Raw genomic sequence first — 23,671 nt, 5'->3', positions numbered from 1 at the left:
GCCCATGCTAGCCTCCGGGCTCCGGCCAGGCAACCCCTCGGGCGCGCGGGCGCGTTTTGCTCTCGCCCGCGGCCCGGCTTTGGTGTATGCATGGCAGGAGGCGCAAGGCGGCCACGCCGCAGCCCCCCTCAACGCCACGGCAACAGGACAGGCACGCAATGAAGAGAACCATCGCCCGCGATATCGTCATCGCCCTCATCCTGCTCATCGGCGGCTCGGCCTCGCTGATGACCTTCTTCAATGCCCAGACCATGTTGCAGAACGAAAAGCGCCAGATGGAGCGCCGGGCCGACGAGTACCTATCCAACCTGCGCATCAGCATGGAGCTGCCCGTCTGGACCATCGACCGCGACAACATCCGCAACATAGCCGACTTCCACATGCGCAACGAGGAGATGGCCCTGCTGCGCGTGCTGGAATACCCCGACCTGGGCGTGCTGTACGAAAGCTCGCGCAACCACGGCGCCGAGCTCATCTTCCGCAGCGGCGACATCATCCACGACGGCAACGTCATCGCCCGCGTGGAGCTTGGGCTCTCGCCCGAGGGGCACGACAGCAACGTGCGCCGGCTGCTCTCCTCCACGTTCATCACCCTGATGGTCGTCCTGCTGGTGGCCACCACGGTCACGGGCGCCCTGCTGCGCAAGATCCTCAAGCGCCCGCTGGACGAGCTCATCGCCGGCATCCAGCGCATTTCCCGCGGCGACTACGGCTACCGCTTTCCCGAGCCGCCCCAGGAGGAGATCCGGGCCATCGTCAAGGAGGTGGACGTCATGGCCCGCGAGGTGCGCAAGCGCGAGCAGTCGCTGCGCGACCTGAACGCCCAGCTGGAGAGCGAGGTCCGCGAACGCGAGCGCACCGAGAAGGAGGCCCTGCGCCTGCGCAACCTGCTCAAGAACGTGGCCGACTCCATGCCCTCGCTGCTGGTGGTGGTCGACAACCAGGGCCGCGTTACCCAGTGGAACCCCCAGGCCGAGCACGAATTCGGCCGCGCCGAGGCCCAGGCCCTGGGGCTGCCCCTGGCCGACGCCGCGCCGGGGCTGGCCTCCCAGGTGGAGAACGTGCGCATGGCCATCGCCACGCGCCAGCCGCGCGAGACCCTCAAGGTGCCCGTGCGCCGCGACGGGCACACCCGCTACAAGGACATCACCGTCTACCCCCTGCTGGAAGGCGAGGAGGTGGAGGGCGCGGTGCTGCGCGTGGACGACGTCACCGAGCGCGTGCGCATCGAGGAGATGATGGTCCAGACCGAGAAGATGATGAGCGTGGGCGGGCTGGCAGCCGGCATGGCCCACGAGATCAACAACCCCCTCGGCGGCATCCTCCAGGCCGTGCAGAACATGGAACGCCGCCTGGCCCCGGGCATGCCCGCCAACGACAAGGCCGCCGAAAGCCTGGGCACCACGGTGCAGACCGTGCGCGACTACCTGGCCGAGCGCAACATCCTGCGCATGGTCGAGGGCATCCGCGACTCCGGGATGCGCGCCGCGCGCATCGTGCAGAACATGCTCAACTTCAGCCGCAAGAGCGAGTCGCAGATGGCCCCGCAGAACCTGAACTCCCTGCTGGACGACACCCTGGAGCTGGCCTCCAGCGACTACGACCTGAAGAAGCAGTACGACTTCCGCAAGATACGCATCGTGCGCGAATACCAACCCGACCTGCCCGCCACGCCCTGCACGCGCACCGAGATCGAACAGGTGCTCCTGAACCTGCTCAAGAACTCGGCCCAGGCCATGGCCCTGTCGCCCGTGCCGGGCCGCGAGCCGACCATCGCCCTGCGCACCGGCGTGCGCGAGGGCCACGCCCTCATCGAGGTCCGCGACAACGGCCCGGGCATGGACGAGGCCACCCGCAAGCGCGTGTTCGAGCCCTTCTTCACCACCAAGGATCCCGGCATCGGCACCGGGCTTGGGCTGTCGGTCTCCTATTTCATCATCACCAACAACCACGGCGGCGAATTCCGCGTGGAGTCGGCCCCCGGCGCGGGGACGACCTTCACCATCCTGCTGCCCCTGAGCTAGGAAACCCGCCGCGCCAGACGCCACACGGCCCGCCCCGGAGCTTCCGGGGCGGGCCGTGTGCGTCGCGGCGCGGGGCGCCCTAGTTTTCGTAGTAGGACCGCAGCAGCTGGCTGCGCACGGGGTGGCGCAGCTTGCGCAGGGCCTTGGCCTCGATCTGGCGGATGCGCTCGCGGGTGACGTTGAAAAGCTTGCCCACCTCCTCCAGGGTGTGGTCGCTCTTCTCGCCGATGCCGAAGCGCTTGCGCAGAACCTGCTCCTCGCGCGGGGTCAGGTCGGCCAGGACCTTGGCGATCTGCTCGCCGAGCTTGGTGTTGACCACCTCCTCGGCGGGCGCGGTGGCCTTCTTGTCCTCGATGAAATCGCCCAGGGACGAATCCTCCTCGTCGCCGATGGGCGTCTCCAGGGAGATGGGCTCCTTGGCGATCTTGAGGACCTTCTTGACCTTCTCCAGCGGGTAGTCCATGCGCTCGGCGATTTCCTCGGGGGTGGGGTCGCGCCCCAGCTCCTGCACGAGATAGCGCGAGGTGCGGATGAGCTTGTTGATGGTCTCGATCATGTGCACGGGGATGCGGATGGTCCGCGCCTGGTCGGCGATGGCGCGGGTGATGGCCTGGCGGATCCACCATGTGGCGTAGGTCGAGAACTTGTAGCCGCGCTGGTACTCGAACTTGTCCACGGCCTTCATCAGGCCGATGTTGCCCTCCTGGATCAGGTCCAGGAACTGCAAGCCGCGGTTGGTGTACTTCTTGGCGATGGAGACGACCAGGCGCAGGTTGGCGCGGATGAGCTCCTGCTTGGCGCGGGCGGCGGTGTAGTTGCCGTGGCGGATGCGCCAGAGCACCTCCTCCATGTCGCCCACCTGGTGGCAGCACTTCTCCTCCAGGCGCACCAGAATCTCCATCTTGCCGGAGATCATCTCCTTGAAGCTGAACAGTTCCTCCACCGTCAGGCCGAGCATCTCGGCGGCCTTGAGGGGATTCATCTCCCGCGCGTCCAGCTGGCGGAAGATGTCCTGGATCTCGGCCTGGGGGCGCCCGGTGGACAGCAGATAGGCCGACAGGTCGCGCTGGCAGTTGTGCATCTGGCGCACATAGTCGCCCACGGTCTCTATGATCTGATCGATGAGCGTCTTTTCCAGCTTGATGTCGCGCAGGCGCGAAACGATGTCTTCCTTGAACTTGACGATATCCTTCTGCAGGCCGTAGACGCGGCGCTCCAGGGTGCAGCACTGGTCCAGCTTCTCGTAGACCTTGCGGCGGCGCGAATAGATCTGGCGGACCTCGTCCAGCAGGAAGATGACCCGCTGGCGCTGGTTCATCTCGTCCTCGCTGGGGTCGTCCTCCTCGATGGTCTTGACCACGTCCTTGAGCTTGACCTTGCCGTCGCGCAGGTCCTTGCCCACGCGGGCCAGCTCCTCGATGGCCACGGGGACCTCCACCAGGGCGTAGAGCACCTCCATCTCCCCGGCCTCGATCTTCTTGGCGATGACCACCTCGCCCTCGCGATCGAGCAGCGACACGGCGCCCATCTCGCGCAGGTACATGCGCACGGGGTCGGTGCTGCGCGAGGAGTAGTCCGCAGCGTCCTCGCTGTCGGTCAGCTCCAGCTCGCCGGCGGGCTCGTCCTCGGAGTCGTCGCGCACCAGCTCAAGCTGCTTGCCCTCCTTCTCCGTATCCACGATGGCGATGTTCATCGAGTCGAATATCTCGATGATCTCCTCCATCTGCTCCGGCTTGTTTATATCCGAGGGCAGGGCCTTGTTGACCTCGTCGAAGGTCAAAAAGCCCTTTTTCTTGCCCTCGGCGATGAGGATCTTGATCTGCTGGACTTCCTTAATGTTGCTCATTGAGCCTCCCTAGAATCTCCTGCTGGCGCCGAAGCAGTCGCTCCACCTCGGCCGCGTCGCCTTCCACCTGGGCCTTGCGCAGGGCCTCGAACGTGGCCCGCTTGTCGTCCAGCAGGGCCTCGCGCTCGAGAAAACCGCATATCTCCGTCCACTCCCGCTCCGCATCCTCTGGCGTGCGCGCGTTGGTCTCCAGGCATTCGACCCAGTAGCGCTTCTCCGCCGGGGTGAGGATGTGCATCACGTCGAGGCCGGGGTTGGCCTCCATCTTTTCCCACAGGCACAAGGCGAACTCGGACACAAGCACCCGGCCCATGCCCCTGTCGCGCAACTGGGCCACATAGTGCGGATTGCAGACGGCAAAACGCACCAGCTGGCGGTCCAGCTTGTGTCCCCGGTCGCCCGGGCGCCGCGCCGCCGCGGCCAGGGCCACGGGCGCAGCCGCGCGCTCCCGGCCCTGGGAGGCCAGGTGCGCGCGAAATTCGTCTTCCTTGAACCCCAGGCGCTGGGCGATGCGCGTGATCAGCGGCGAGCGCCACTGGGGTTCGTCCAGCTGGCGCAGGAAGCCGTCGGCCCACTGCACCAGCTCGCGCGTGGACATGCCGCCGACCACGCGCAGACAAAAATCCAGCCCCTCGGGCGCCTCGTCCAGCAGGGCCTGGAACGCCTCGGCGCCCCGGGCCTGGAGCAGGCTGTCCACGTCCTCCCCGTCGGGCAGCACGACCACGCGGCAGGTCATGCCCCGGGCAAGGACCATCTCCGCCGAGCGCAGGGCCGCCTTGCGCCCCGCCCCGTCGCCGTCGAACACCAGGGCCAGCCGCGAGCAGAAGCCCGCCAGGCGGCGCACCTGGTTCTCCGTCAGTGCCGTGCCCAGCACGCCGCAGGCGTTGGTGAACCCGAACTGGTGCAGCGAGAGCACGTCGGTGTACCCCTCGGTGAGCAGCGCCTCCTTGTGGTGGGCGATGCTGCGCCGAGCCTGATAGAGGCCGTATAGGTTATCGCCCTTGATGTAAATGGGCGATTCACTGGAGTTCAAATACTTGGGGTCGTCGCCCGTGAGGGTCCGCGCCCCGAAGGCCACCACCTGCCCGGCCAGGTTGTGGATGGGGAACATCAGCCGCCCCCGGAAGCGGTCGTAGATGTTGCCCCTGTCGTTTTGCACCAAAAGCCCGGCCACCACCCCGGCGCGCGGGTCGTGGCGGTGGCCCTGGAGGTAGCGCTCCAGGGCGTGCCAGTCGTCCGGGCTGTAGCCCAGGGCGAAGGCGCGCACGGTCTCGTCGCTCAGGCCGCGCCGGGCGATGTAGTCCCGGGCGACGCCGCCGCCCGGGGCGCCCAGGTTGTGCACATAGAACTCGGCCGCCAGCTTGTGCAGGGCCACGCTCGTGCTGCGCTCGCGCCGACGGCGGTCCTGCTCGGGGTCGGCCTTGGCGCTGCCAAGCTCCACCCCGGCCATCTCGGCCAGCTGCTGCAAAGCGTCGCGGAACTCCAGCCCGTTGATCTCCCTGTAGAAGTCGATCACGTCGCCCGACGCGCGGCAGCCGAAGCAGTAGTAGTAGCCCAGCTGCGGGTTCACCGAGAACGAGGGCTTGGTTTCCTGGTGGAAGGGGCACGGGCCGGTCCAGCGGCCCGAAACCGGGCGCAGGTCCACATAGCGCCGGACCATCTCCACGATGTCCAGGCGCTCCTTTATGGCTGCGATGGCTCCGCTGTCCTGCTTGCCCATGACCCCGCCGTCGTCATTTCAGTTCCACGATGGTCATGCCGTCGCCGCCCCGGTCTTCCGGCGCCAGGGCAAACCCGTCCACGGCCGGGAAGGCGCGCAGGATGCGGTGGACCTCCTTGCGCAACGCCCCGGTGCCCCGGCCATGCACGATCTCCACCCCGGACAGCCCCGAGAGCACCGCGCCGTCCAGGAAGCGGCAGACCTGCCCCTCGGCCTCCTCGGCGCGTACGCCGCGCAGGTCGAGCACCGGGGTTGCGCCGCCGCTGCCCGCCGGAACGGACACCGCCCGGGGGCCCGACGCCGCGGGGCGCTCCTCGGGCGCAAGGTCGGCCGGCCGGGCCCAGACGCTGACGCCACCCAGGTCCAGCTTGACCTGGCGCTTGCGCTCGTCCAGGGCAGCGGCGCTGCCCGACTTGCCCAGCCCCAGGTGGCGGTAGCGCCCGCCCAGGACCACGGCCTCGAATTCCAGCGGCCCGGGCGCGCCCTCGGGGGCCGGGGCCTCGGCCTCGCCGCCCGCCTCGCGGCGCAGCTCGGCCAGTTCCTTCATGGCCTGCTTGCGCCCGAGCTTGTCCTCGCGCCAGGCGCGCATGATCTCGCGCGAACGGCCCTGGATGTCCTCCAGCAGGCGGCGGCGCTGGGCCTCGAAGCGCTCCTGGAGCCGGGCCCGGCGCTCGCGCAGCTTGTCCTGCTCGGCGCGCAGGGCCGCAAGCTCGCCCTCGCGCTCCACGGCCAGGGCGTTCAGCCGCTCCAGCACCGCCGAGGTGTCCGAGCCGTCCAGCAGCATGTACTGCTGGGCGCGGGCCAGCAGATGCTCGGGCAGCCCGTGTTCGCGGGCCACGTCCAGGGCCTGGCTGGCGCCCACCTGATCGTAGGCCAGGTGGTACAGCGGGCGCTTGGTCCTGGGGTCGAAGAGCACCGAGGCCGCGCGCACCCGCTCCCGCGAGAGCGCGTAAGCCTTGAGCGCCGGGAAATGCGTGGCCACGGCCAGCCAGGAGCCCTTGTCCAGGAAGCCGTCGACCACGGCCTGGGCCAGGGCCGCCCCCTGGCTGGGGTCGGTCCCCGCTCCGAACTCATCCATAATCACCAGGGAGCGCTCGTCAATGGCCTCCCAGGCGGCGCACAGGTGGCGGATCTGGGCCGTGAAGGTGGACAGGGAGTCCTCGATGCTCTGCTCGTCGCCCAAAAGCACGAAGAACTTGCCCCAGGCGGGCAGCGTGCTGCCCTCGCGGGCGCACACGGGCAGCGCCGCCAGGGCCATCACCGCGCCCAGCCCCAGGGTCTTGAGGGCCACGGTCTTGCCCCCGGCGTTGCCGCCGCTCACCACCAGGGCCCGCTGGCCGGGCTCCAGGAGCAGGTCCACGGGCACGGCCCCGCCTCCGGAGGCGGCCAGCAGCGGATGGCGCGCGCCCAGCAGGCGCAGGGGCAGCCCGGGGCCGACCTCCACGGGGCGCGCGTCGAAACGCGCGGCGAAGGCCGCCTTGGCGCCCAGCACATCGGCCTGGGCGGCGAAGTCGTAGGCCGCGCCCAGGGCCTCGCGCTCCTGGCGCAACAGGCCCGACAGCAGCCGCAGGACCTCGCGCTCGGCCTCGCGTTCCTCCTGCTTGAACTGCTGGAGCTCGTTGTTCAGCTCCACCAGGAACATGGGTTCGAAATAGCAGGTCTCGCCGGTCTGGGAATAGTCGTGGATGATGCCGGGCAGCTTGTTCTTGAAGCTGGTCTTGAAGGGCAGCACATAGCGGTCGGAGGAGACGGTCATGAACTCCTCCTGGAGATACTGCGAGAGCACCTCGCGCTCGATGAACGCCTTGACCCGCACGGTGCAGCGCTGGTGGATGGCCCGGATCTCCGAGCGCACCTGGAAGAGCTGCGGCGAGGCTTCGTCGCGCAGGTTGCCGTCGGGCCCCAGGCAGCGGCGCAGCCCCGACCAGAGCATGGCCGGCCAGGGACCGCGGGCGGCCTCGGCCAGAAGCGGCCAGCGCGCGGCCGCGTCCGCCAGGGCCTCGCGCACCTCGCGGGCGGCGTCGAGCACCTGGAACACGGCCCACAGGGCGTCCAGGTCCAGCATTTCGGCGGGGCGGTCCAGGGCGCCCAGCAGCCCGTCCAGGGACGGAAACGGCCGCAAGGCAAAGCCGGTCTCCCCGCTCCAGGACAGCCACTGGCGCAGGCGTTCGGCCTCGTCGGCCAGCCGCGCGGTGTCGTCCAGCGGGGCCAGGCCCAGGCAGCGCGCCGCCCCGGCCTCGGACACGGCCCCCTCGGCCAAAAGCCGCAGGACCTTGGGAAATTCCAGAAGATGCAGGGAACGGGTCTGCATGGAGAGTGCGGTCCTCGCTAGGCCTTGGGTCCGGCGCCCAGGCGGGCGCGCACCAGGGCGGCCAGGGCCTTGCCGTCCACGCGCCCCTTGTGCGAGGCGTTGATGGCGCCCATGACCCGCCCCATGTCCTGCATGCCCGCCGCGCCCAGCTCGGCGATCACGGCGTCGACCAGGGCGGAGGTCTGTTCGGGGGTCAGGGGCGTGGGCAGATAGGCGGCGAGGGCCTCCAGTTCGGCCTGCTCGCGGTCGGCCAGCTCGGTGCGCCCGGCGGCGCGGAACTGTTCGATGGATTCCTTGCGCTGCTTGACCTGGCGCATGATGGCGTCCAGGACCTCGTGGTCCTCGGGCTCGCGCCCAAGGTCCACCTGCATGTTCTTCAGCGCGGTCTTGAGCATGCGCAGCACGGCCACTTCCACTTCCCGCCGGGCCTTGTACGCGCTGATGTAGTCGGCTTCGATCTTCCTCAGGAGTTCGGGCATGACGGGCTCCTCGGTCCGGCGGGGGCCCCGCCGGGAGCGGACGAAAGAAAGCGGCGCGGAACATTGGCCGTCCCGCGCCGCACCGTATCACTGGCCGTAGGCGACCCGAAGGCCGACGCGCGAGGCGCCTTAGCCCACGTTCATCTTGCGCATCTTCTTGAGCAGCCGTTTGCGGGCGGCGGCGCGCTTTTTCTTGCGCTGCACGCTGGGCTTCTCGTAATGCTGGCGCTTCTTCAGCTCCGACAGGATGCCGGACTTCTCGACCTGCTTCTTGAAACGGCGCAGGGCGATATCGAAGATTTCGTTGTCTTCCAGGAGCACTCCGGGCAAGTAAATCACCTCCCTTGTCTCCACTCGGACACGCCGAAGGGCGCCGAGCGGTGAAGACGGTTTGTGTACCCCGACTTTCCGCCCGGGGCAAGAAAAATCTGTACAGGCTCCGCCCGGGGTCGCCGCGGCGCAGGCAAGCGCCCCCCGGCCAGGGCCCGGAACCGGCTTCGCCCGGCCTTCTGGCGTCAGCCCCCGCCGCGAGCCCCGCCCGGCCACGGCCCCCGCTTCGCCCGCTCCTTGTGCAGGCATCCGCCCGGCCCCCGGCCCCGGGCGCCCGCACCGCAGCCCACGCCGCGTCCGTGGTCGAGGCTCGCCTCGTCCCGGCCCCGGGCGCCCGCGCTGTTTCGGGTCCGGCCCCCGGTTCCGGCCCTCGCGGTGGCCAACGCCGCGCCCGCCGCCGCGGGAACCGCGCGGAGGGCGCCGCCCCTTCCCCCGGGGAGGGGGCGCCCGAAATCGAAGGGCCCGGCCTCCATGAGAAGGCCGGGCCCCGGGAAAGCATTTCGGGTCCGCAGGATCAGTGGTCGTGGCCGGCTTTGGGGCTGACGACGGTCTCGATGTACGACTTCGTCAGCACGAAGCCCACGGCCAGCCCGAGAATGCCCAGGACGGCATACAGCACGCCGAAAAACACGGCGTGGTCGGGCATCCACCAGGGCAGATCCCAGGGCAGCGGGCTGTGCAGGGTCTCACCATGAATCATGACATCCTCCCTGGGGCCTTACTTGACGGCGTCCTTGAGGAGCTTGCCGGGACGGAACTTGACAACCTTGGTGGCGGGAATCTTGATCTTGGCGCCGGTGCGGGGGTTGCGGCCGGTGCGGGCCTTGCGCTCTTCGACAATGAAGGTGCCGAAGCCGGTCAGGGTCAGCTTGCCGTCCTTGACCAGGGTGGCCTCGACGGTCTCCAGGAAGGCGTTCAGGGCACGCTCGGCGTTGGCCTTGGTGATGTTCGCCTTCTCCGCGATTTTTACGACCAAATCAGCCTTAGTCATCAGTCCTTTCCTCCTCTCAAGTTGGAAACAAACTCCCCAGAAATACGTTCCGACTATCACATGCCCGCGCCTTTCACGCCGCGGGGCCAAGTGGCGTACACGGCTCCGGCGGGAAGGATGGCGGCGGCTTGCGTTGCGCACCAGTCCTTGCCGGGCGGTCTTCCAGTCGCCTTAAAGCAAACAAGGAACCATGTCCAGCGCCGTGGTGAAAAAAACCGCATGGTTCCCTGCGGGGCACGGCCTCGCCGTGCTGAACATTGGCAGCGAAGCCAGGGCCCTGTCAAGCCGCAAAGTGGCTTTTCACCAGTGTTGACAAGGCCTGGAACTGGTTCGGGGCCAGTTCTTCGGGTCGGGAACGCAGGGTCAGGCCCTGGGCTTCCAGGTAGGCCCGTGCCTCTTCGTTCATGCATGATTTCAATATGTTGCCCAGCTGCTTGCGCCGTTTCTGAAAACAGGCGTGCAGCAGGTCCGCCAGGGCCTTGGGCGCAAAATCCCCGCCCCGCTCCACGGGAGTGAAAAAAAGCACGGACGAATCGACCTTGGGCCGGGGGATGAAGGCTCCGGGGCCCACGGTAAAGGCCACACGCGGCGCGACGAAGCTCTGGACCCAGACCGACAGGGCCCCGTAGTCCCCCGTGCCGGGGCGGGCGGCCAGCCGGTCGCCCACCTCCTTCTGGACCATGAACACCGCCCGGGACAGCCCCCGGCAGCGCGAAAACAGCTCCCACATCAGCGGCGAGGCCACGTTGTAGGGCAGGTTGCCGATGATCTTCCAGCCGCCGGGCGGCTCCAGCCGCTCCCAGCGCACGGCCAGGGCGTCGGCGGCCAGGGGCAGCACCCCGGGGCATTTGTGGCGCAACTCCAGGGCCAGGGGCAGGTCGCGTTCCACCGCCGCATAGAGCCCCGGCCCGGCCTGGGCGATGAGGGTGGACAGCGCCCCGTGCCCGGGTCCGATCTCCAGCACGCGGTCCCCGGGCTCGATGCCCAGGGCCGCGACGATGCGCGCGCACACGCCCTTGTCGTGCAGGAAATGCTGGCCGAAACGCTTCTTGGCGAAGCGCCCGTAGCGCGGCGGAGCCTCCGCCCGGCTCATGGCGCCCCCCCGGGGCCGGTTGTACAAATGTCTTGCATATCGCGTCCTTGAAAAATCACTTGAAAAAATCTGGAGACTCTCGAACCCGTCCCGGAAGGCCGCCCGTGCCCGTGGCCCCGGGGAGCCCGCCACGACGCCACGTTCGCACTCCGGAAGCCCGCGCGCGCCCGGAGCCTCGGGGCTGCCCGGCGGCGGCGATCACGGCCCCCGGAAGCCCGCGCGCCCTCAGCTCAGGCGGGTGCGCTTGCGCAACAGCCGCAGGGCCCGGCGGCGCCGGTAGCGGATCACCGCCACGCGGGTCACATAGAAGGTCACCACCGCCGACGGCAGGCCCATAGCGCAACCCGCGATGAGCATGACCTGGAAGCTGGCCAGCAGGTCCTTGCCGAAGCTCATGAACTCCGTCACGTCGAAGCTGCGCAGCATGGCCCCGAACTGGTCCAGCTCCAGGGGCGGCACGTCCCAGGGCACCAGGGCCCGGCCGACGATGAACAGGAAATAATAGAACGGCACCCAGTTGAAAGGATTGGATATCCAGGTGCCCATGAAGCCCACCACCGGGTTGCCGCGCAGGGGCAGGCACAGGGCCACGGTCAGGGCGGTCTGGAGCGGCACGATGGGCAGAAAACCGGCGAAGATGCCCACGGCCAGCCCCATGGCCACGGAGTACGGGGTCGCGTTCATGCGCATCACGCGCAGATACTGGTAGCGTGACCAGCGCCGCAGGCGTTGCAGGGTCGTACGGTTCTTCTTCAACATCGTCTCACATGGGGCGCGGCCAGGCTCCGCGCCTACCCGAGGACATCGAAACGCGCGAACTGCATCATCAGCCCCGCCCTGCCCTGGGTGGCCGAACGCAGTTCCGTGGAAAAGCCGAAGAGCTGGCGCAGGGGCGTCAGCGCCTGGACGACCTTGTGCCCGCTTCTGTCGAAGAGGTTGTCGATCTTGGCGCCCTTGGCGCCCAAAAGGCCGATGACATCGCCTACGAAATCCTCGGGCACGGCGATCTCCACGTTCATGATCGGCTCCAGGAGCACGGGCTGGGCCGCGCCCAGGGCCTGCTTCACGGCTGCGGCGGCCGCCATGCGGTAGCCCACGGGGCTGGACCGTCCGTCCACCCGGCGCATATCCACAACGCTCACGCGCACGTCGGCCACCGGGTAGCCCTTGAGCACGCCGGATTGCAGGCTGTCCTCCACGCCGTCGGCCACGGCCTGGGTCCAGTCGGCGGGCCAGGGGGCCGTGTCCAGGGCGAAGACAACGTCGCGCCCGGCGTCGCGCGGGCGGGGCTCCACGCGCACGGCGACCCAGCCGTGGTGCGGCACCTCGCCCAGCTCGCGGTCGAACTCGCCCTCGCCCCGCCCGGCAGCGCGCACGGTTTCGCGGAAGACCACCTGGGGCCGCCCCGCGCGGGGGTCCACGCCGTATTCGCGGCGGATGCGCTCCAGCACGACCTCCAGATGCAGCTCGCCCATGCCGGAGATGAGCAGCTGGTCCGTACCCTCGTCGCGGTGGACCTCCAGGGTCGGATCCTCCAGGAGCATCTTGTTCAGCACGTCCTCGAGCTTGTCGGCCTCGCCGGAGTTGCGCGGCTCCAGGGCCAGGGAAATCACCGGCCGGTAGCCGTCGATGCGCTCCAGCAGGACCTGGGCGTCCTGCGGGCAGAGGGTGTCGCCCGTGCGGGCGTGCTTCATGCCCGCCGCGGCCACGATCTCGCCCGCAAAGGCGCGGTCGACCTTTTCCTTGTGCCCGGCATGCAGGCGGAACAGCCGCGCCACGCGCTCCTCCTGGCCCTGGGTCGCATTGTATACCTCCTGGCCCGCCTCCACCACTCCCGAATAGACCCGCAGCAGCACGAGCTTGCGCCCGGTGTCCATGCTGACCTTGAACGCCAGGGCCGCCAGGGGCGCGCGGGGATCGGGCGCCAGGGTCGCGCGGCGCCCGGATGCGGGATCCTGGACCTCCTGGCCGGGCACGTCCGCCGGGCTGGGCAGATAGGCGCAGATGCCGTCCATGAGCGGCTGCACGCCCACGTTGCGCAGGGCCGTGCCCGCGAACACGGGCACCAGGGCCAGGGCCAGGGTGGCCCGGCGCACGGCGTCGCGGATGTCCTGCTGCGTGGGCTCCCCGCCGCCGAGATACAGCTCCATGAACGCCTCGTCGGCCTCGGCCAGCGTTTCGAGCATCCGCTCGCGCCAGGGGGCGGCCAGTTCCTCCTCGGGTCCGGCCAGGGCCGTGTCGCGGATTTCGGCGCCCTGGGTCCCGGGGTCGAAATGCAGGCGGCGCATGGCCACCAGGTCGATGACGCCCTCGAAGTCCTGCCCGCAGCCCACGGGCACAGTGAGCGGCAGGGGCACGGCGTTCAGGCGCTGGCGCATGGCGTCGAGCACGGCGGCGAAATCCGCCCCCGGGCGGTCCATCTTGTTCACGAAGGCCAGCTTGGGGACGTGGTACTTCACCGACTGGCGCCACACGGTTTCGGACTGCGGCTCCACCCCGCCCACGGCGCAGAAGACGCCCACCGCACCGTCCAGCACGCGCAGGGAACGCTCCACCTCGATGGTGAAGTCCACATGCCCCGGGGTGTCGATGATGTTGATGGTCGAATCCTTCCACTGGCAGGTGGTGCAGGCCGAGGCGATGGTGATGCCGCGTTCCTGCTCCTCGGGCATGAAATCCATGGTCGCCGTGCCGTCGTGGACCTCGCCCATGCGGTGGATGCGCCCGCAGTAGTAGAGGATGCGCTCGGTGAGCGTGGTCTTGCCCGCGTCGATATGGGCGATGATGCCGATATTGCGCAGGGACCGCAGAAAATCCTTGGGAATGGCCGGTTTTTTGGACATATCCGCTTCCTTGGCCGGGCGTGTTGTGGTGGGGGGCCCGCTCAGCGGGGGCCGTCCGCCAGGGTCAGGGCGTGGCGACGGAACAGGCGCGCGTCCAGCCCGGGCCAGGCCCAGCAGCCTTCCTGCCCGGGGCCCAGCACCAGCGGTGCCGCGTCGCGGGCCTCGTCCAGCCGGGGCCGGGGAACGTAGAGCACCGGATAGTCGCCCTCCAGGAGCGCGCGCAGCCCGCCGGGCCTGCGGTTCGCTCCGGGCGGCAGGTCGGGGATGGCCGTGCGCGCGCCGTACACGTCGATGGCCGCGCAACCGTGGACCCAGCCCAGGGTCGCCCAGTCCCAGCGCTGCCCGGCGTCCGCCAGCACCCCCACCCGCTCGACCCCGAAGGGCCGCCACAGGCGCAGGGGCGGGGCGGCATAGCCCGCCGCAGTGCGCAGTCCGTCCAGGGCCTGCCCCTGGCCTTGGAACAGGGCCGCGGCGGCCCCGGCCTCGACCAGGAAGGTCATGAACCGCCGCGCCCCGGCCTCGTCCAGATGCAGGACCGTCTCCAGGCCCGTCAGTTCCAGGGCGGCCAGCACGTCGTCGGCCTCGGGCGGGCCGTCGAGCACGCGCACGGCGCAGAGGTTGGGCACCCCCGAAAGGAGCATGGGGACGGCGGCCGCCGCCACCTGGGCCGCCGAGACGCAGGAGGCGTCCAGGAACAGCGCCGCGCAGTCCACGGGCCGGGAGCGCCGCCGCGAAACGAATCCCTGGCGGTGCTCCGTTTCCGACCCGCGCGACGGGTCGCCCCAGGGCCCCGCCAGGGCGTGGACCTGGGCCACGGTCTTCTTGATCCAGGCGCGGCGGACGCCGCCCAGGGCGGCATAGGCCCGGGCGAACACCTCGTCGGGAACCGCCCTGTCCAGGGCCCACTGCGGGAAAAAGCCCTCGCTCATGCCTGGCCCTCCTGCCGCCGGACTCCCGCCGGAACGGGCGCAAAGAAAAAAACGGCCCTTGGCGGGCCGTTTTCCGGGAAATGCAGTGCTACAGCCACTTGAACCACTGCTTCCAGCTGCCCTGCTCGCGCTCGCGTTCCTCTTCGGAGGCGGCTTGCTGGTGGCGCAGGTAGGCGACCTTGGAGCGCGCCTCGGCATAGGCCGCCACGTCGGGCAGGTCCGCGTAGTTTTCGATCACATGGCGGTAGCGTTCCCAGGCCGCGCCGAACCGTTCGAGGTTCCAGTAGAAATCGGCCACGAAGACCTCGTGTTCGGCGAGCTTGCGCCGACACAGGACGATATGCTCCTCGGCCTTGGTGGCGTACTCGGTGCCGGGGTATTCGTCGACCACGCGGCGGAAATACTCGATGGCCGTATGGATGCGGTCCATGGGCTTGTCGATGGCCGTGGCGCTGTTGTAGTTGGCCATGCCGATCTGGAACAGCACATACTGGATCATTTCGTGACGCGGGTGCAGCGCCTCGAACTCGATGTAGGCGTCGGAGGCGGCGACATACTGCTCGGCCAGGAAATAGGCATCGCCCAGGCCGATTTCCGCGCGGGCGGCGAAGGGGCTGAAGGGATAGCGGTCCTTGAGCTGCTGGAAGCGCTCGGCCGCCTCCATGTAGTCCTTCTCCTGCATGGCTTCCGCACCGGCCTCGTAGAGTTCCTGCGCCGTGTCCTCGGGGGGGGGCAGCAGGAAATAGTCGATGTAGCCGCAGCCGGAAAGGCTGAAGAGCATGACCATCACGGCCAGGAGTCGGGGGATTCTGTTCATTGGTACCGTCGCGCGGTGTTGCCGTCCGGACGGGATGCCCGGTTCACGGACGCGCCCGGGCGCTGGGGGCGCGGCTCATCCGAAAGGTTCGTACCCAACCTGTGGCCTTGCGGTCAAGCCCGGAAAGCGGCGAACGGCTTGCGGCGGGCAAAACAAGCGGCCCCGGCACCAGCCGGGGCCGCGGCAAGGACCGGGGTCCGGTCCTGGTTCTACAGCTTGGAGCTGAGCATTTCCTTGATGCTGCTCTTGGAGACGGCGCCGGTGATCTGCTCCACCACCTCGCCGTTCTTGTACAGGATCAGGGTCGGGATGGCGCGGATGCCGTACTTGCTGGGGGTGGCCTGGTTTTCGTCCACGTTCATCTTGGCGACCTTGACCTGCCCGGCGAATTCGGTGGCCAGCTCGTCGACGACCGGCCCCATAGCCCTGCAGGGGCCGCACCAGGGGGCCCAGAAGTCCACAAGAACGGGCAGATCGCACTGCAACACTTCGGACTCGAAATTGCCGTCGGAAACCTGCAAAGCCATATCGTACTCCTTTGTCTCGTTGCTTACCGGTTCGCCGTGCATCCCGGGCGGCCACCAGGGCACCCTTCCCCCGGGGCCCTGGAACCTCGCAGCGGGAAAACTTCCACTATCACCGCAGTCTGACAACCCTAAGGGTGCCCTGTCCGGGTGTCAAGGGGCCAGTTCGCCGAACACCCCGCCGGGGCACGGCTCCGTGCGCCGGTAATCCCAGGGGATGCGCCGCCCCCGGGGCACGGCCTCCAGGTCCAGCCCGTGGCGGTAGCCGGCCCTGAACAGGCACTCCCCGGCCAGGGCGATCATGGCCGCGTTGTCCGTACACAGCGCCAGGGGCGGCAGCACCGCCGCGAGCCCGCGCTCGGCGGCCAGCCCGGCCAGCGTCCGGCGCACCACGCTGTTGGCCGCCACCCCGCCCGCCACGACCAGGGAGCGCGCCTGGGGGAAGGCGTCCAGGGCCCGGGCGGTCTTGATGCGCAGGGTATCGGCCACGGCAAGGGTGTACGAGGCGCAGACCCGGGCCAGGGGCTCCAGGGCGCCGCGGGCGCGCAGGTCCGCCACCAGGGCGTCCAGGTCGTCCACCAGGGCCGGGGCGCGCAGCCCCGGATTGGCCGCGACATGGTTGACCATGGCCGTCTTCAGGCCCGAGAAGCTGAAATCCAGGCTGTCGTTGGCCACATAGGGCCGGGGGAACATCCCGGGGTCCGCCTCGGCCAGCTGGCCGAGCACGTCGATGAACCGCCCGCCGGGATACGGCAGGTTCAGGGTCTTGGCGGCCTTGTCGAAGGCCTCGCCCGCCGCGTCGTCCAGGGTCCGGCCCAGGGTCGTGAAGGCCACGGGGCTGTCCATGCGATAGGTCTGGGTGTGCCCGCCCGAGACGAGCAGGCCCAGGGCCGGGAAGGCGAAGGGCCGATCCAGGGCCGGGGCCAGCAGGTGGGCCCAGAGATGGTTCACCCCCACCAGGGCCGCGCCCGTGGCCAGGGCCAGCCCCTTGGCCAGGCTCATGCCCACCAGCAGGCTGCCCAGCAGCCCCGGCCCGCGCGCGACGCACACCGCGTCGAGCTCGGCCGGGGTCACCCCCGTGTCGGCCAGGAGCCCGTCCAGCAGCGGCCCCAGGGCGCGCAGATGCTCACGCGAGGCCAGCTCGGGCACCACCCCGCCGAACAGGGCGTGGGCGTCCACCTGGGTGGCGATGCGCTGGGCCAGGAGCTTCCCGTCGCGCACCAGGGCCAGGGCCGTTTCGTCGCAGGAGGTCTCAATCCCCAGACACAGCGTCACTGGTGCTCCGCAGCATGATTTCGCGCACCGTGCGCACATCGTTGGGCGAGCCCACGAAGAACGGCACGCGCTGGTGCAACTCCGTGGGGGTGTAGTCCAGGATGCGGTTCACCCCGTCGGTGGCCATGCCGCCCGCCTGCTCGACGATGAAGGCCATGGGCGCGGCCTCGCAGGTCAGGCGCAGCTTGCCCGCATAGGTGCCGTCGGGCTTGCGCTTGGCGGGATACATGAAGATGCCGCCGTAGAGCAGGTTGCGGTGGAAGTCCGCCACCAGCGAGCCGATGTAGCGCGAGGAATACGGCTTGCCCAGGGCGTTTTCGGTGCTCTTGAAGTAGGCGATGGCATCCTTGGTGGCCTGGTCCCAGTAGTTCCAGTAGGACTCGTTCACCGAATAGATGCGCCCCTGCTCGGGGATCTTCATGTCCGGGTGCGAGAGCAGGAACTCGCCCACGCTGGGGTCCAGGGTGAAGCCGTGGACGCCGTTGCCCGTGGTGTAGACCATCATGGTCGAGGAGCCGTAGATGAAATAGCCCGCGGCCACCTGCTTGTCGCAGCGCTGGAGCACCTCGTCCAGGGACGGGGAGCCCGAGGCCTTGTGCAGCGGGCGGCGATAGATGGAAAAGATGGTCCCGATGCTGACGTTGACATCGATGTTCGACGAGCCGTCCAGGGGATCGAAGATCAGGATGTAGTCGCCCTGGGGCAGGTCGCCGGAAACCTGGATCAGGTCGCCGTTTTCCTCCGAGGCCATGGCGCAGAGCACGCCCGAACGGCGCAGGCGGTGGATGAGCACGTTGTTGGCGAACTCGTCGAGCTTGCGCACCTTCTCGCCCTGGACGTTGGTCTCGCCGGTGAAGCCGAGCACGTCCACAAGCCCGGCCTTGGTCACCTCGCGCGAGATGAGCTTGGCCGAGAGAATCAGTTCGTTCAGCAGGCTGGTGAAGCGGCCCGTGGCCATGGGCGTCTTCTTCTGGTGCAGCAGCAGATGCTCGGTGACGGTGACCTGACGCATGGCGACCTCCGTTGGGCGATGCGGAACCGTTGCGCCCCTGCGCAACGTCCCTTCATAAACCAGTGCCGGGCGCCAGTAAAGCCGAAGGCGCCCACCGCCCGGTCCCGGAGGGCCGGAAACGGGCGCCGGGCACACCGGCGGACAGGGGAAACCGGGGCTAGAACAGCCCGAAGAAGGAGAACCCGGACTCCTCGCCCGTGTCGTCCTCCACCGAGGCGGTGGCGTAGATGATCTTGTGGTCGCCCAGGAACCGGCACAGCCAGATGTATTCCCGGCCCTCGGCCACGAAACGGCCAAAGGAGCGCTCCGCCAGGATCTCCGCCCAGGGCTGGGCGGACACGGCGCGGGCGGCGGCGTCGTCCGAACCGGCCCAGATGAGATCCTCGGGGGTGGCCACCACCAGCGCCCCGGGCTCGGGGCTGGCCTCGATGACGTTGCGGATGTCGAAATGCGCGGTGATGGCGCCGACAAGCTCGTTGCCCCGGAACATGCCCGTGGCGAGATAGATTTCGGGGCCCAGGGGCGTCATGTCCACATAGGCGCGCAGGCGGCGGTCGGCCAGGGCCTGGCCGTAGGCCAGGGCCGGGGCGAGGTTCAGGGGCTTGAGGGCCGTTTCGGGACGCTGGAGCACCACCTCGCCGCCCAGGGTCGCCACGGCCAGCCCGCTGAGCCAGGGGTTGGCGGCCAGCAGCGCCTCGACCCAGGCGTCCTCGGGGAAGGCGTCCTGGCGGTTCAGGGCGATGGACAGCCGGTACAGGGGCTTGTCCACCGGGGCGAACAGGTCGGCGAGCTTGCCCTCGCTGGAGGTCCAGTCGCGGGCCTCGTAGTCGATGGTGGGGTCGGTGTTGAGGTATTCCTTGTAGTATCCCTGGGTCGTCTGCTTGGTGGCCGTCCAGGTTTTGTCCATGGTCTCGCAGCCGGCGAGGCTGGCCAGGGCGGCGGCCAGAGCGAAGAAGACGGAGAAGCGTTTCAAGTTCCAACCCCTTGTCTGCCCCTGTGCGGGCGTATTGGGCGTGGTGCGTACCGCGCAAGCACGCCGCCTCGCGGCGGCTTCCGAAGGTGTGCCAAAGTCCGGTGGATTCAGCAAGGGAAACTTGGCCCGGGTCGCGCCGCGGCGGCGCGGCCTAGTGGGCCGCCCGGGCTTCCAGGCGCTCGGCCAGGGCCTGGAGGGTTTCCAGCAGCTTGTCCTTGCCGGGCAATTCCTCTGCGGGGGCCGGGGCGTCCGGGCCGGGCTCCGGGGCCTGGTCCCGCTCCTCTTCCCGGGGCGCCCCCGGGTCCGCGTCGTCCGGCCCGGCGCCGTCGGCCGGGCCCCGGCGCAGCTTCAGGCGCATCTTTTCGATGAGCGCCGTCAGTTCGTCGGCCTCGTGGCCCGAAGCCTTGTCGGCCAGCTCGCTGTAGATGTCCAGGGCGCCCTGGAAGTCGCCCTGGTCGGCCAGCAGGTCGGCCATTGTCCTGGTGCGGATGGTCGGGTCGGTTTCGGCGGCGGCGCGCCGGGCCGGGGCCGCGGGCTTGCGGCGGCGCTGGGCCGGGGCGTCGGCCTCGGGAGCCCCGGGGGCCTCGGCCTGCGGGGCCGGGGCGGCGCCGTTGCCGTGGAAGATGGCGTCCAGCCCTTTTTCGATGACCCGGGACCAGGACAGGGCCTCGCCCTGGAAGCTGGCGGCCAGGAAGGACAGGGCCAGGGCCGAGTCCTTGGAGCCGGGGGCCGCGCTTTCGGCCCAGACCCTCCAGAAGGCCGGGTAGCGCGAGAGCATGGCCGTGATGGCGCCGACCTCCTGGGCGGCCTCCTCGTCGCGCTCCAGGCGCGAGAGGATCTCCACCAGCAGGAAGCGGGCCTCGATATGGTCGGGGTTGCGCGACAGGCCCTGGCGCAGGGTGGTCATGGCCTCGGCGTGGTTTCCGTCCTCGAAATAGAGCCGGGCAAGGGGGAAGAACACCTTGGAGCCGGGCTCCAGTTCCAGGACTTCCTTGAACCAGTTAATTTTCGTTATCATCCTGTCCGGCCCCCAGGGGATCTTGCGGGGAGGTCGCCCCCCCCTCTTCCGGGAAGAGGTACAGGGTCTCGCCCTGCCCGACATAGTTCATCCGCACGCGGATGCGGCTTTCCAGATAGTCCCGGTCCGTCTTGAGCAGGCGGATCTCCCGCGACAGGTCGCGACTGCGCTCCTCGGCATGGCGCAGCCGACCCTCCATCTCCTCGTGGCGCTCGCGCAGTTCGAGATAGGCGAACATCCCGGTTTCGCCCGCAATCAGGCGATAGCCGAGGACGGCGTTCAAAACAAGCAGAAACCCCAGGATGATCCAGCGTCGGGTCATGGCGGTCAATGCGTGGAGCGGTCCTTGGGGCCGCCCTCGCGCGACAGACCCAGGGGAACCCTGAGTTCGTCCAGGAAACTGGAGGTCGCGGCCTCGATGCGGCGCACGTCCTCCTCCTCAAGCGCGACCTGGTCGATGCGCTCCATGAACGTCCTGAGCTGGTTGAACTCCGCCAGCAGCACATGGCCGAGTTCCAGGCGCTCTATCTCCCGCTCGAGCTCGATGATCGTCTCCAGACAGTTGAGCAGGCGCGATTGGAGTGTGGTGGCGTTGGGGTCCATTGGCTCCTTCGGCTAGGCTTCGACCTGGCTGCGGGCTGCCGCCATGAGTTTGTAGCGCAACTCATAACCTGTGAGTGCCCCTTCCAGCAAGTCCCCGGCCCGGGGCGCGTCGCCCTGGGCGAAAAAGGCGTTGGCCCCCAGCAGGAACGCCAGGCGCGGGTCGTTGCTGGCCCCCTGGTCGCCGACCAGGACGACATTGACCGAGCGCCGCCGGACCCCGGGCCAGGCGGCCATTTCCTCGCGCAGGCGCGCGCTGCCCTGCCCCGCCCCGGCCAGGATCACGTCGTAGCGGTTGAGCCGCAGCCGGGCCACGGCCTCCAGCTCGCCCGAGGCCGTGCTCACGCCATAGCCCCGCCCCGCGAAAAACTCCCGGGCCGCATCGAGCCAGGCGGAGTCCTCCGGGAAGAGGAAGGCCACGGGGGTTCCCGGGGGATGGTTGTCCGGCTCCACCTGGGGCAGGGCCGGCACCGGGGCCGGGGCCCCGCCGGGCTTGGGCGGCCGGGGCGCGGCGCCCTGGTCCGGCGCGGCGCTGACGCTGTAGCCGCCCTCCGGGCGGCGCTCAAGGACCATCCGGCGCCCGGTGAACGGGCATTTCATGGCGAAACGCGCCGCGTCGGGCAGCTTTTCGTCGGGCAGGGTGAACTCCTTGCCCGCGTAAGGACTCTTGACGATCATCGCTCCCTCCTGCCTGCCCGGCCTATGCCCCGTATTCCAGGTCGATTTCCAGCCCGGTGATCTCGGAAACCTGGTCGCCGCGCACGGTCTTGATGCGGTCCAGGCGCTGCATGAGGTTGGAGCGGTCCGAGGCGTAGGTCATGGCCGTCTCCTCGCTGACGAGGCCGTCGCGGAACAGCCCGGCCAGGCACTGGTCGAAGGTCGCCATGCCGTAGGCGTCGCCCTGCTCCACCACGTTGTAGAAGGTCTTCTCGCCCGACTCGCCGTTCAGGATCAGCTCGCGCACGCGCAAGGTGTTGCGCATGATCTCGAAGGCCGCCACGCGCCCGCCGCCCACCCGGGGGGGCAGGCGCTGGGAGACCACGAACTTCAGGGTCTCCGACAGCCGCTGGCGCATCAGCGACTCCTCGTTCAGGTCGAACATGCCGATGACGCGGTTCACGGTCTGGCCCGTGTCGGCGGTGTGCAGCGTGCCCAGCACGAGGTGCCCGGTCTCGGCGGCCTGCATGGCTATTTCCATGGTCTCGCGGTCGCGGATTTCGCCCACCAGGATGACCTTGGGCGCCTGGCGCAGGGCCGCGCGCAGGCCCGAGGCGAAGGAGTCGAAGTCCTGCCCCAGCTCGCGCTGGTTGACCGTGCCCCGCTTGTGCTCGTGGACGTACTCCACCGGGTCTTCCAGGGTCAGGATGTGCACCGGGAACTGCTCGTTGATGGAATCCACCAGGGCGGCCAGGGAGGTGGACTTGCCCGAGCCGGTGGCGCCGGTGACCAGGATCAGCCCGAACTTCTCGCGGGCCATCTCCTCGAACACGGCGGGCAGCCCCAGGCGCGCCGGGCTTGGCACCTGCATGGAGAGCTGGCGCAGGACGATGGACAGCGAACCGCGCTGGCTGAAGATGTTCACGCGGAAGCGGGCCCGCCCCGGCAGGGAATAGGACAGGTCGCACGAGCCCCGGCGGACCAGGTCGGCATACAGCCGGGGGGTCCGGTCCATCATGCACAGGGCCATGGACTCGGTCTGGAACGGGGCCAGCGGCCCCAGGGCCGGGGCCAGGGGCACGTCCTGCAGGACGCCGTGGACCTCGGCCTGCAAGGGCTTGCCCGCGACCACGAAGATGTCCGAGGTCTCGGGCGCGAAGTCCAGGACCTGCCCGACGATATGGTCGAGTTGCGCGCGCAGCATGGTCGTCTCCCGGCTAGGCGCCTTCGGTGAAGTCCTGCGGCGGCCGGGTCAGGAACTGCTTGAACTTGGCCTTGTCCACGGCCTTCTCGTAGGCCTCGTTGGGGTCGATGACCCGCTGGTTCAAAAGGCGCAGGATCTCGTCGTCCAGGGTCTGCATTCCGAACTTGCGCCCGGTCTCCATGACCGAGTTGATCTGGAAGGTCTTGTTCTCGCGGATCAGGTTGCGCACGGCGGGCACGCCCACCAGGATCTCCAGGGCGGCCACGCGGCCCTTGCGGTCGATGCGCTTGAACAGCGTCTGGGAAACCACGGCGCGCAGCGACTCCGACAGGCCCGCGCGAATCTGCCCCTGCAGGTCGCCGGGGAAGACCTCGATGATGCGGTCCACGGTCTTGGCGGCGGAGATGGTATGCAGGGTCGAGAAGACGAGGTGGCCCGTCTCGGCGGCCTCCAGGGCCAGCTGGATGGTCGCCAGGTCGCGCATTTCGCCCACCAGGATGATGTCCGGGTCTTCGCGCAGGGCCCCGCGCAGGGCGGCGGAGAAGCTCTTGGTGTCGCGCCCCAGCTCGCGCTGGTTGATCAGCGCCTTCTGCGGGGTGTGCACGAATTCGATGGGGTCTTCGATGGTCAGGATGTGCTGCTTGCGGGTCTTGTTGGCGTAGTCCATGATGGCGGCCAGGGTGGTGGACTTGCCCGAACCCGTGGGGCCGGTGACCAGCACCAGGCCCTTGGGCAGCATGGCCAGGTCCTTGAGCAGCCCGGGCAGTTCGAGCTGCTCCACGGTCAGGATGGTCGAGGGAATCTCGCGGAAGACCGCCGCCACGCCCCGGGACTGGTTGAAGAAGTTCACGCGGTAGCGCGCCAGGCCGGGCACCTCGTAGCCGAAGTCGATGTCCCCGGTCTCCTCGAACTCCTTGATCTTCGTCTCGGGCGTGATTTCATAGAGCAGGCGCTTGAGCTCGTCGTGCTCCAGCGTCTTGTACTTGACCCGCTCCAGGTCCCCGTGCAGGCGGATGATGGGCTGG

22 protein-coding genes and 1 pseudogene are annotated in these 23,671 nt (G+C 69.0%); 1 reads left to right on the top strand and 22 read right to left on the bottom strand.

Annotated elements, in window-relative coordinates:
• Positions 1–158 precede the first annotated feature (158 nt).
• Complete coding sequence (locus M0P34_RS02620) at positions 159–2,024, top strand: ATP-binding protein (protein WP_291496069.1); 1,866 nt, start codon at positions 159–161, stop codon at positions 2,022–2,024.
• 79 nt (positions 2,025–2,103) lie between these two features.
• On the opposite strand, the gene rpoD is transcribed toward M0P34_RS02620, so the two are convergent.
• The 22 genes and pseudogenes from rpoD to M0P34_RS02510 all read right to left on the bottom strand — a co-directional run.
• Complete coding sequence (gene rpoD / locus M0P34_RS02615) at positions 2,104–3,870, bottom strand: RNA polymerase sigma factor RpoD (RefSeq protein ID WP_291496067.1); 1,767 nt, start codon at positions 3,868–3,870, stop codon at positions 2,104–2,106.
• Complete coding sequence (gene dnaG, locus M0P34_RS02610) at positions 3,857–5,590, bottom strand: DNA primase (RefSeq protein ID WP_291496065.1); 1,734 nt, start codon at positions 5,588–5,590, stop codon at positions 3,857–3,859. The genes rpoD and dnaG overlap by 14 nt, the downstream gene beginning before the upstream one ends.
• Positions 5,591–5,603: 13 nt before the next feature.
• On the bottom strand, positions 5,604–7,901 hold the full coding sequence (locus M0P34_RS02605; RefSeq protein ID WP_291496063.1) for a Smr/MutS family protein: 2,298 nt from the start codon (positions 7,899–7,901) through the stop codon (positions 5,604–5,606).
• 17 nt (positions 7,902–7,918) lie between these two features.
• Positions 7,919–8,380, bottom strand: a complete 462-nt coding sequence (locus M0P34_RS02600; RefSeq protein ID WP_291496061.1) for a GatB/YqeY domain-containing protein — start codon at positions 8,378–8,380, stop codon at positions 7,919–7,921.
• A gap of 129 nt (positions 8,381–8,509) precedes the next feature.
• Positions 8,510–8,710 (bottom strand): 30S ribosomal protein S21, encoded by a 201-nt coding sequence (gene rpsU / locus M0P34_RS02595; protein WP_291496070.1) that lies wholly within the window; start codon positions 8,708–8,710, stop codon positions 8,510–8,512.
• Between the two features lie 514 nt (positions 8,711–9,224).
• Complete coding sequence (locus M0P34_RS02590; protein WP_291496059.1) at positions 9,225–9,410, bottom strand: hypothetical protein; 186 nt, start codon at positions 9,408–9,410, stop codon at positions 9,225–9,227.
• An 18-nt stretch (positions 9,411–9,428) separates the two neighbouring features.
• Positions 9,429–9,701 carry an HU family DNA-binding protein gene (locus tag M0P34_RS02585; RefSeq protein WP_291496057.1) on the bottom strand — a complete coding sequence of 91 codons (273 nt, stop codon included), beginning with the start codon at positions 9,699–9,701 and terminating at the stop codon, positions 9,429–9,431.
• A gap of 280 nt (positions 9,702–9,981) precedes the next feature.
• The gene (rsmA, locus tag M0P34_RS02580; RefSeq protein ID WP_291496054.1) at positions 9,982–10,794 is read right to left on the bottom strand and encodes a 16S rRNA (adenine(1518)-N(6)/adenine(1519)-N(6))-dimethyltransferase RsmA; all 813 of its coding nucleotides are present in this window, start codon (positions 10,792–10,794) and stop codon (positions 9,982–9,984) included.
• A gap of 225 nt (positions 10,795–11,019) precedes the next feature.
• Entirely contained in the window at positions 11,020–11,553 is a 534-nt protein-coding gene (locus tag M0P34_RS02575; RefSeq protein ID WP_291496052.1) for a DUF2062 domain-containing protein, read from the bottom strand.
• 32 nt (positions 11,554–11,585) lie between these two features.
• On the bottom strand, positions 11,586–13,637 hold the full coding sequence (fusA, locus tag M0P34_RS02570) for an elongation factor G (protein ID WP_291496050.1): 2,052 nt from the start codon (positions 13,635–13,637) through the stop codon (positions 11,586–11,588).
• A 41-nt stretch (positions 13,638–13,678) separates the two neighbouring features.
• Positions 13,679–14,566, bottom strand: coding sequence for a hypothetical protein (locus M0P34_RS02565; protein WP_291496048.1), 888 nt, complete (start codon positions 14,564–14,566; stop codon positions 13,679–13,681).
• An 88-nt stretch (positions 14,567–14,654) separates the two neighbouring features.
• Complete coding sequence (locus tag M0P34_RS02560) at positions 14,655–15,383, bottom strand: outer membrane protein assembly factor BamD (protein WP_291496045.1); 729 nt, start codon at positions 15,381–15,383, stop codon at positions 14,655–14,657.
• Between the two features lie 209 nt (positions 15,384–15,592).
• Entirely contained in the window at positions 15,593–15,910 is a 318-nt protein-coding gene (gene trxA, locus M0P34_RS02555; protein ID WP_291496043.1) for a thioredoxin, read from the bottom strand.
• Between the two features lie 128 nt (positions 15,911–16,038).
• Positions 16,039–17,221 (bottom strand): annotated as a pseudogene (tsaD, locus tag M0P34_RS02550) (tRNA (adenosine(37)-N6)-threonylcarbamoyltransferase complex transferase subunit TsaD).
• The gene (gene fbp / locus M0P34_RS02545; RefSeq protein WP_291496039.1) at positions 17,160–18,194 is read right to left on the bottom strand and encodes a class 1 fructose-bisphosphatase; all 1,035 of its coding nucleotides are present in this window, start codon (positions 18,192–18,194) and stop codon (positions 17,160–17,162) included. The pseudogene tsaD and the gene fbp overlap by 62 nt, the downstream one beginning before the upstream one ends.
• 157 nt (positions 18,195–18,351) lie before the next feature.
• Positions 18,352–19,167: a hypothetical protein gene (locus M0P34_RS02540; protein WP_291496037.1), complete on the bottom strand. Its 816-nt coding sequence runs from the start codon at positions 19,165–19,167 to the stop codon at positions 18,352–18,354.
• A gap of 151 nt (positions 19,168–19,318) precedes the next feature.
• On the bottom strand, positions 19,319–20,185 hold the full coding sequence (locus M0P34_RS02535; protein WP_291496035.1) for a tetratricopeptide repeat protein: 867 nt from the start codon (positions 20,183–20,185) through the stop codon (positions 19,319–19,321).
• Complete coding sequence (locus M0P34_RS02530; RefSeq protein ID WP_291496033.1) at positions 20,169–20,507, bottom strand: septum formation initiator family protein; 339 nt, start codon at positions 20,505–20,507, stop codon at positions 20,169–20,171. The genes M0P34_RS02535 and M0P34_RS02530 overlap by 17 nt, the downstream gene beginning before the upstream one ends.
• A 5-nt stretch (positions 20,508–20,512) precedes the next feature.
• The gene (locus M0P34_RS02525) at positions 20,513–20,788 is read right to left on the bottom strand and encodes a hypothetical protein (protein WP_291496025.1); all 276 of its coding nucleotides are present in this window, start codon (positions 20,786–20,788) and stop codon (positions 20,513–20,515) included.
• 12 nt (positions 20,789–20,800) lie between these two features.
• Positions 20,801–21,463, bottom strand: a complete 663-nt coding sequence (locus tag M0P34_RS02520; protein WP_291496023.1) for a hypothetical protein — start codon at positions 21,461–21,463, stop codon at positions 20,801–20,803.
• A gap of 22 nt (positions 21,464–21,485) precedes the next feature.
• Complete coding sequence (locus M0P34_RS02515) at positions 21,486–22,646, bottom strand: PilT/PilU family type 4a pilus ATPase (protein WP_291496021.1); 1,161 nt, start codon at positions 22,644–22,646, stop codon at positions 21,486–21,488.
• Positions 22,647–22,659: 13 nt separating this feature from the next.
• A partial coding sequence (locus M0P34_RS02510) for a type IV pilus twitching motility protein PilT (RefSeq protein ID WP_291496019.1) occupies positions 22,660–23,671 on the bottom strand: 1,012 nt, incomplete at its 5' end.

This window comes from Desulfocurvus sp. (genome assembly GCF_023230885.1).
GTDB lineage: Bacteria > Desulfobacterota > Desulfovibrionia > Desulfovibrionales > Desulfovibrionaceae > Desulfocurvus.
Note: the sequence above shows the minus strand (reverse complement) of the source record. Positions and strands in the feature narration are given on the sequence as shown.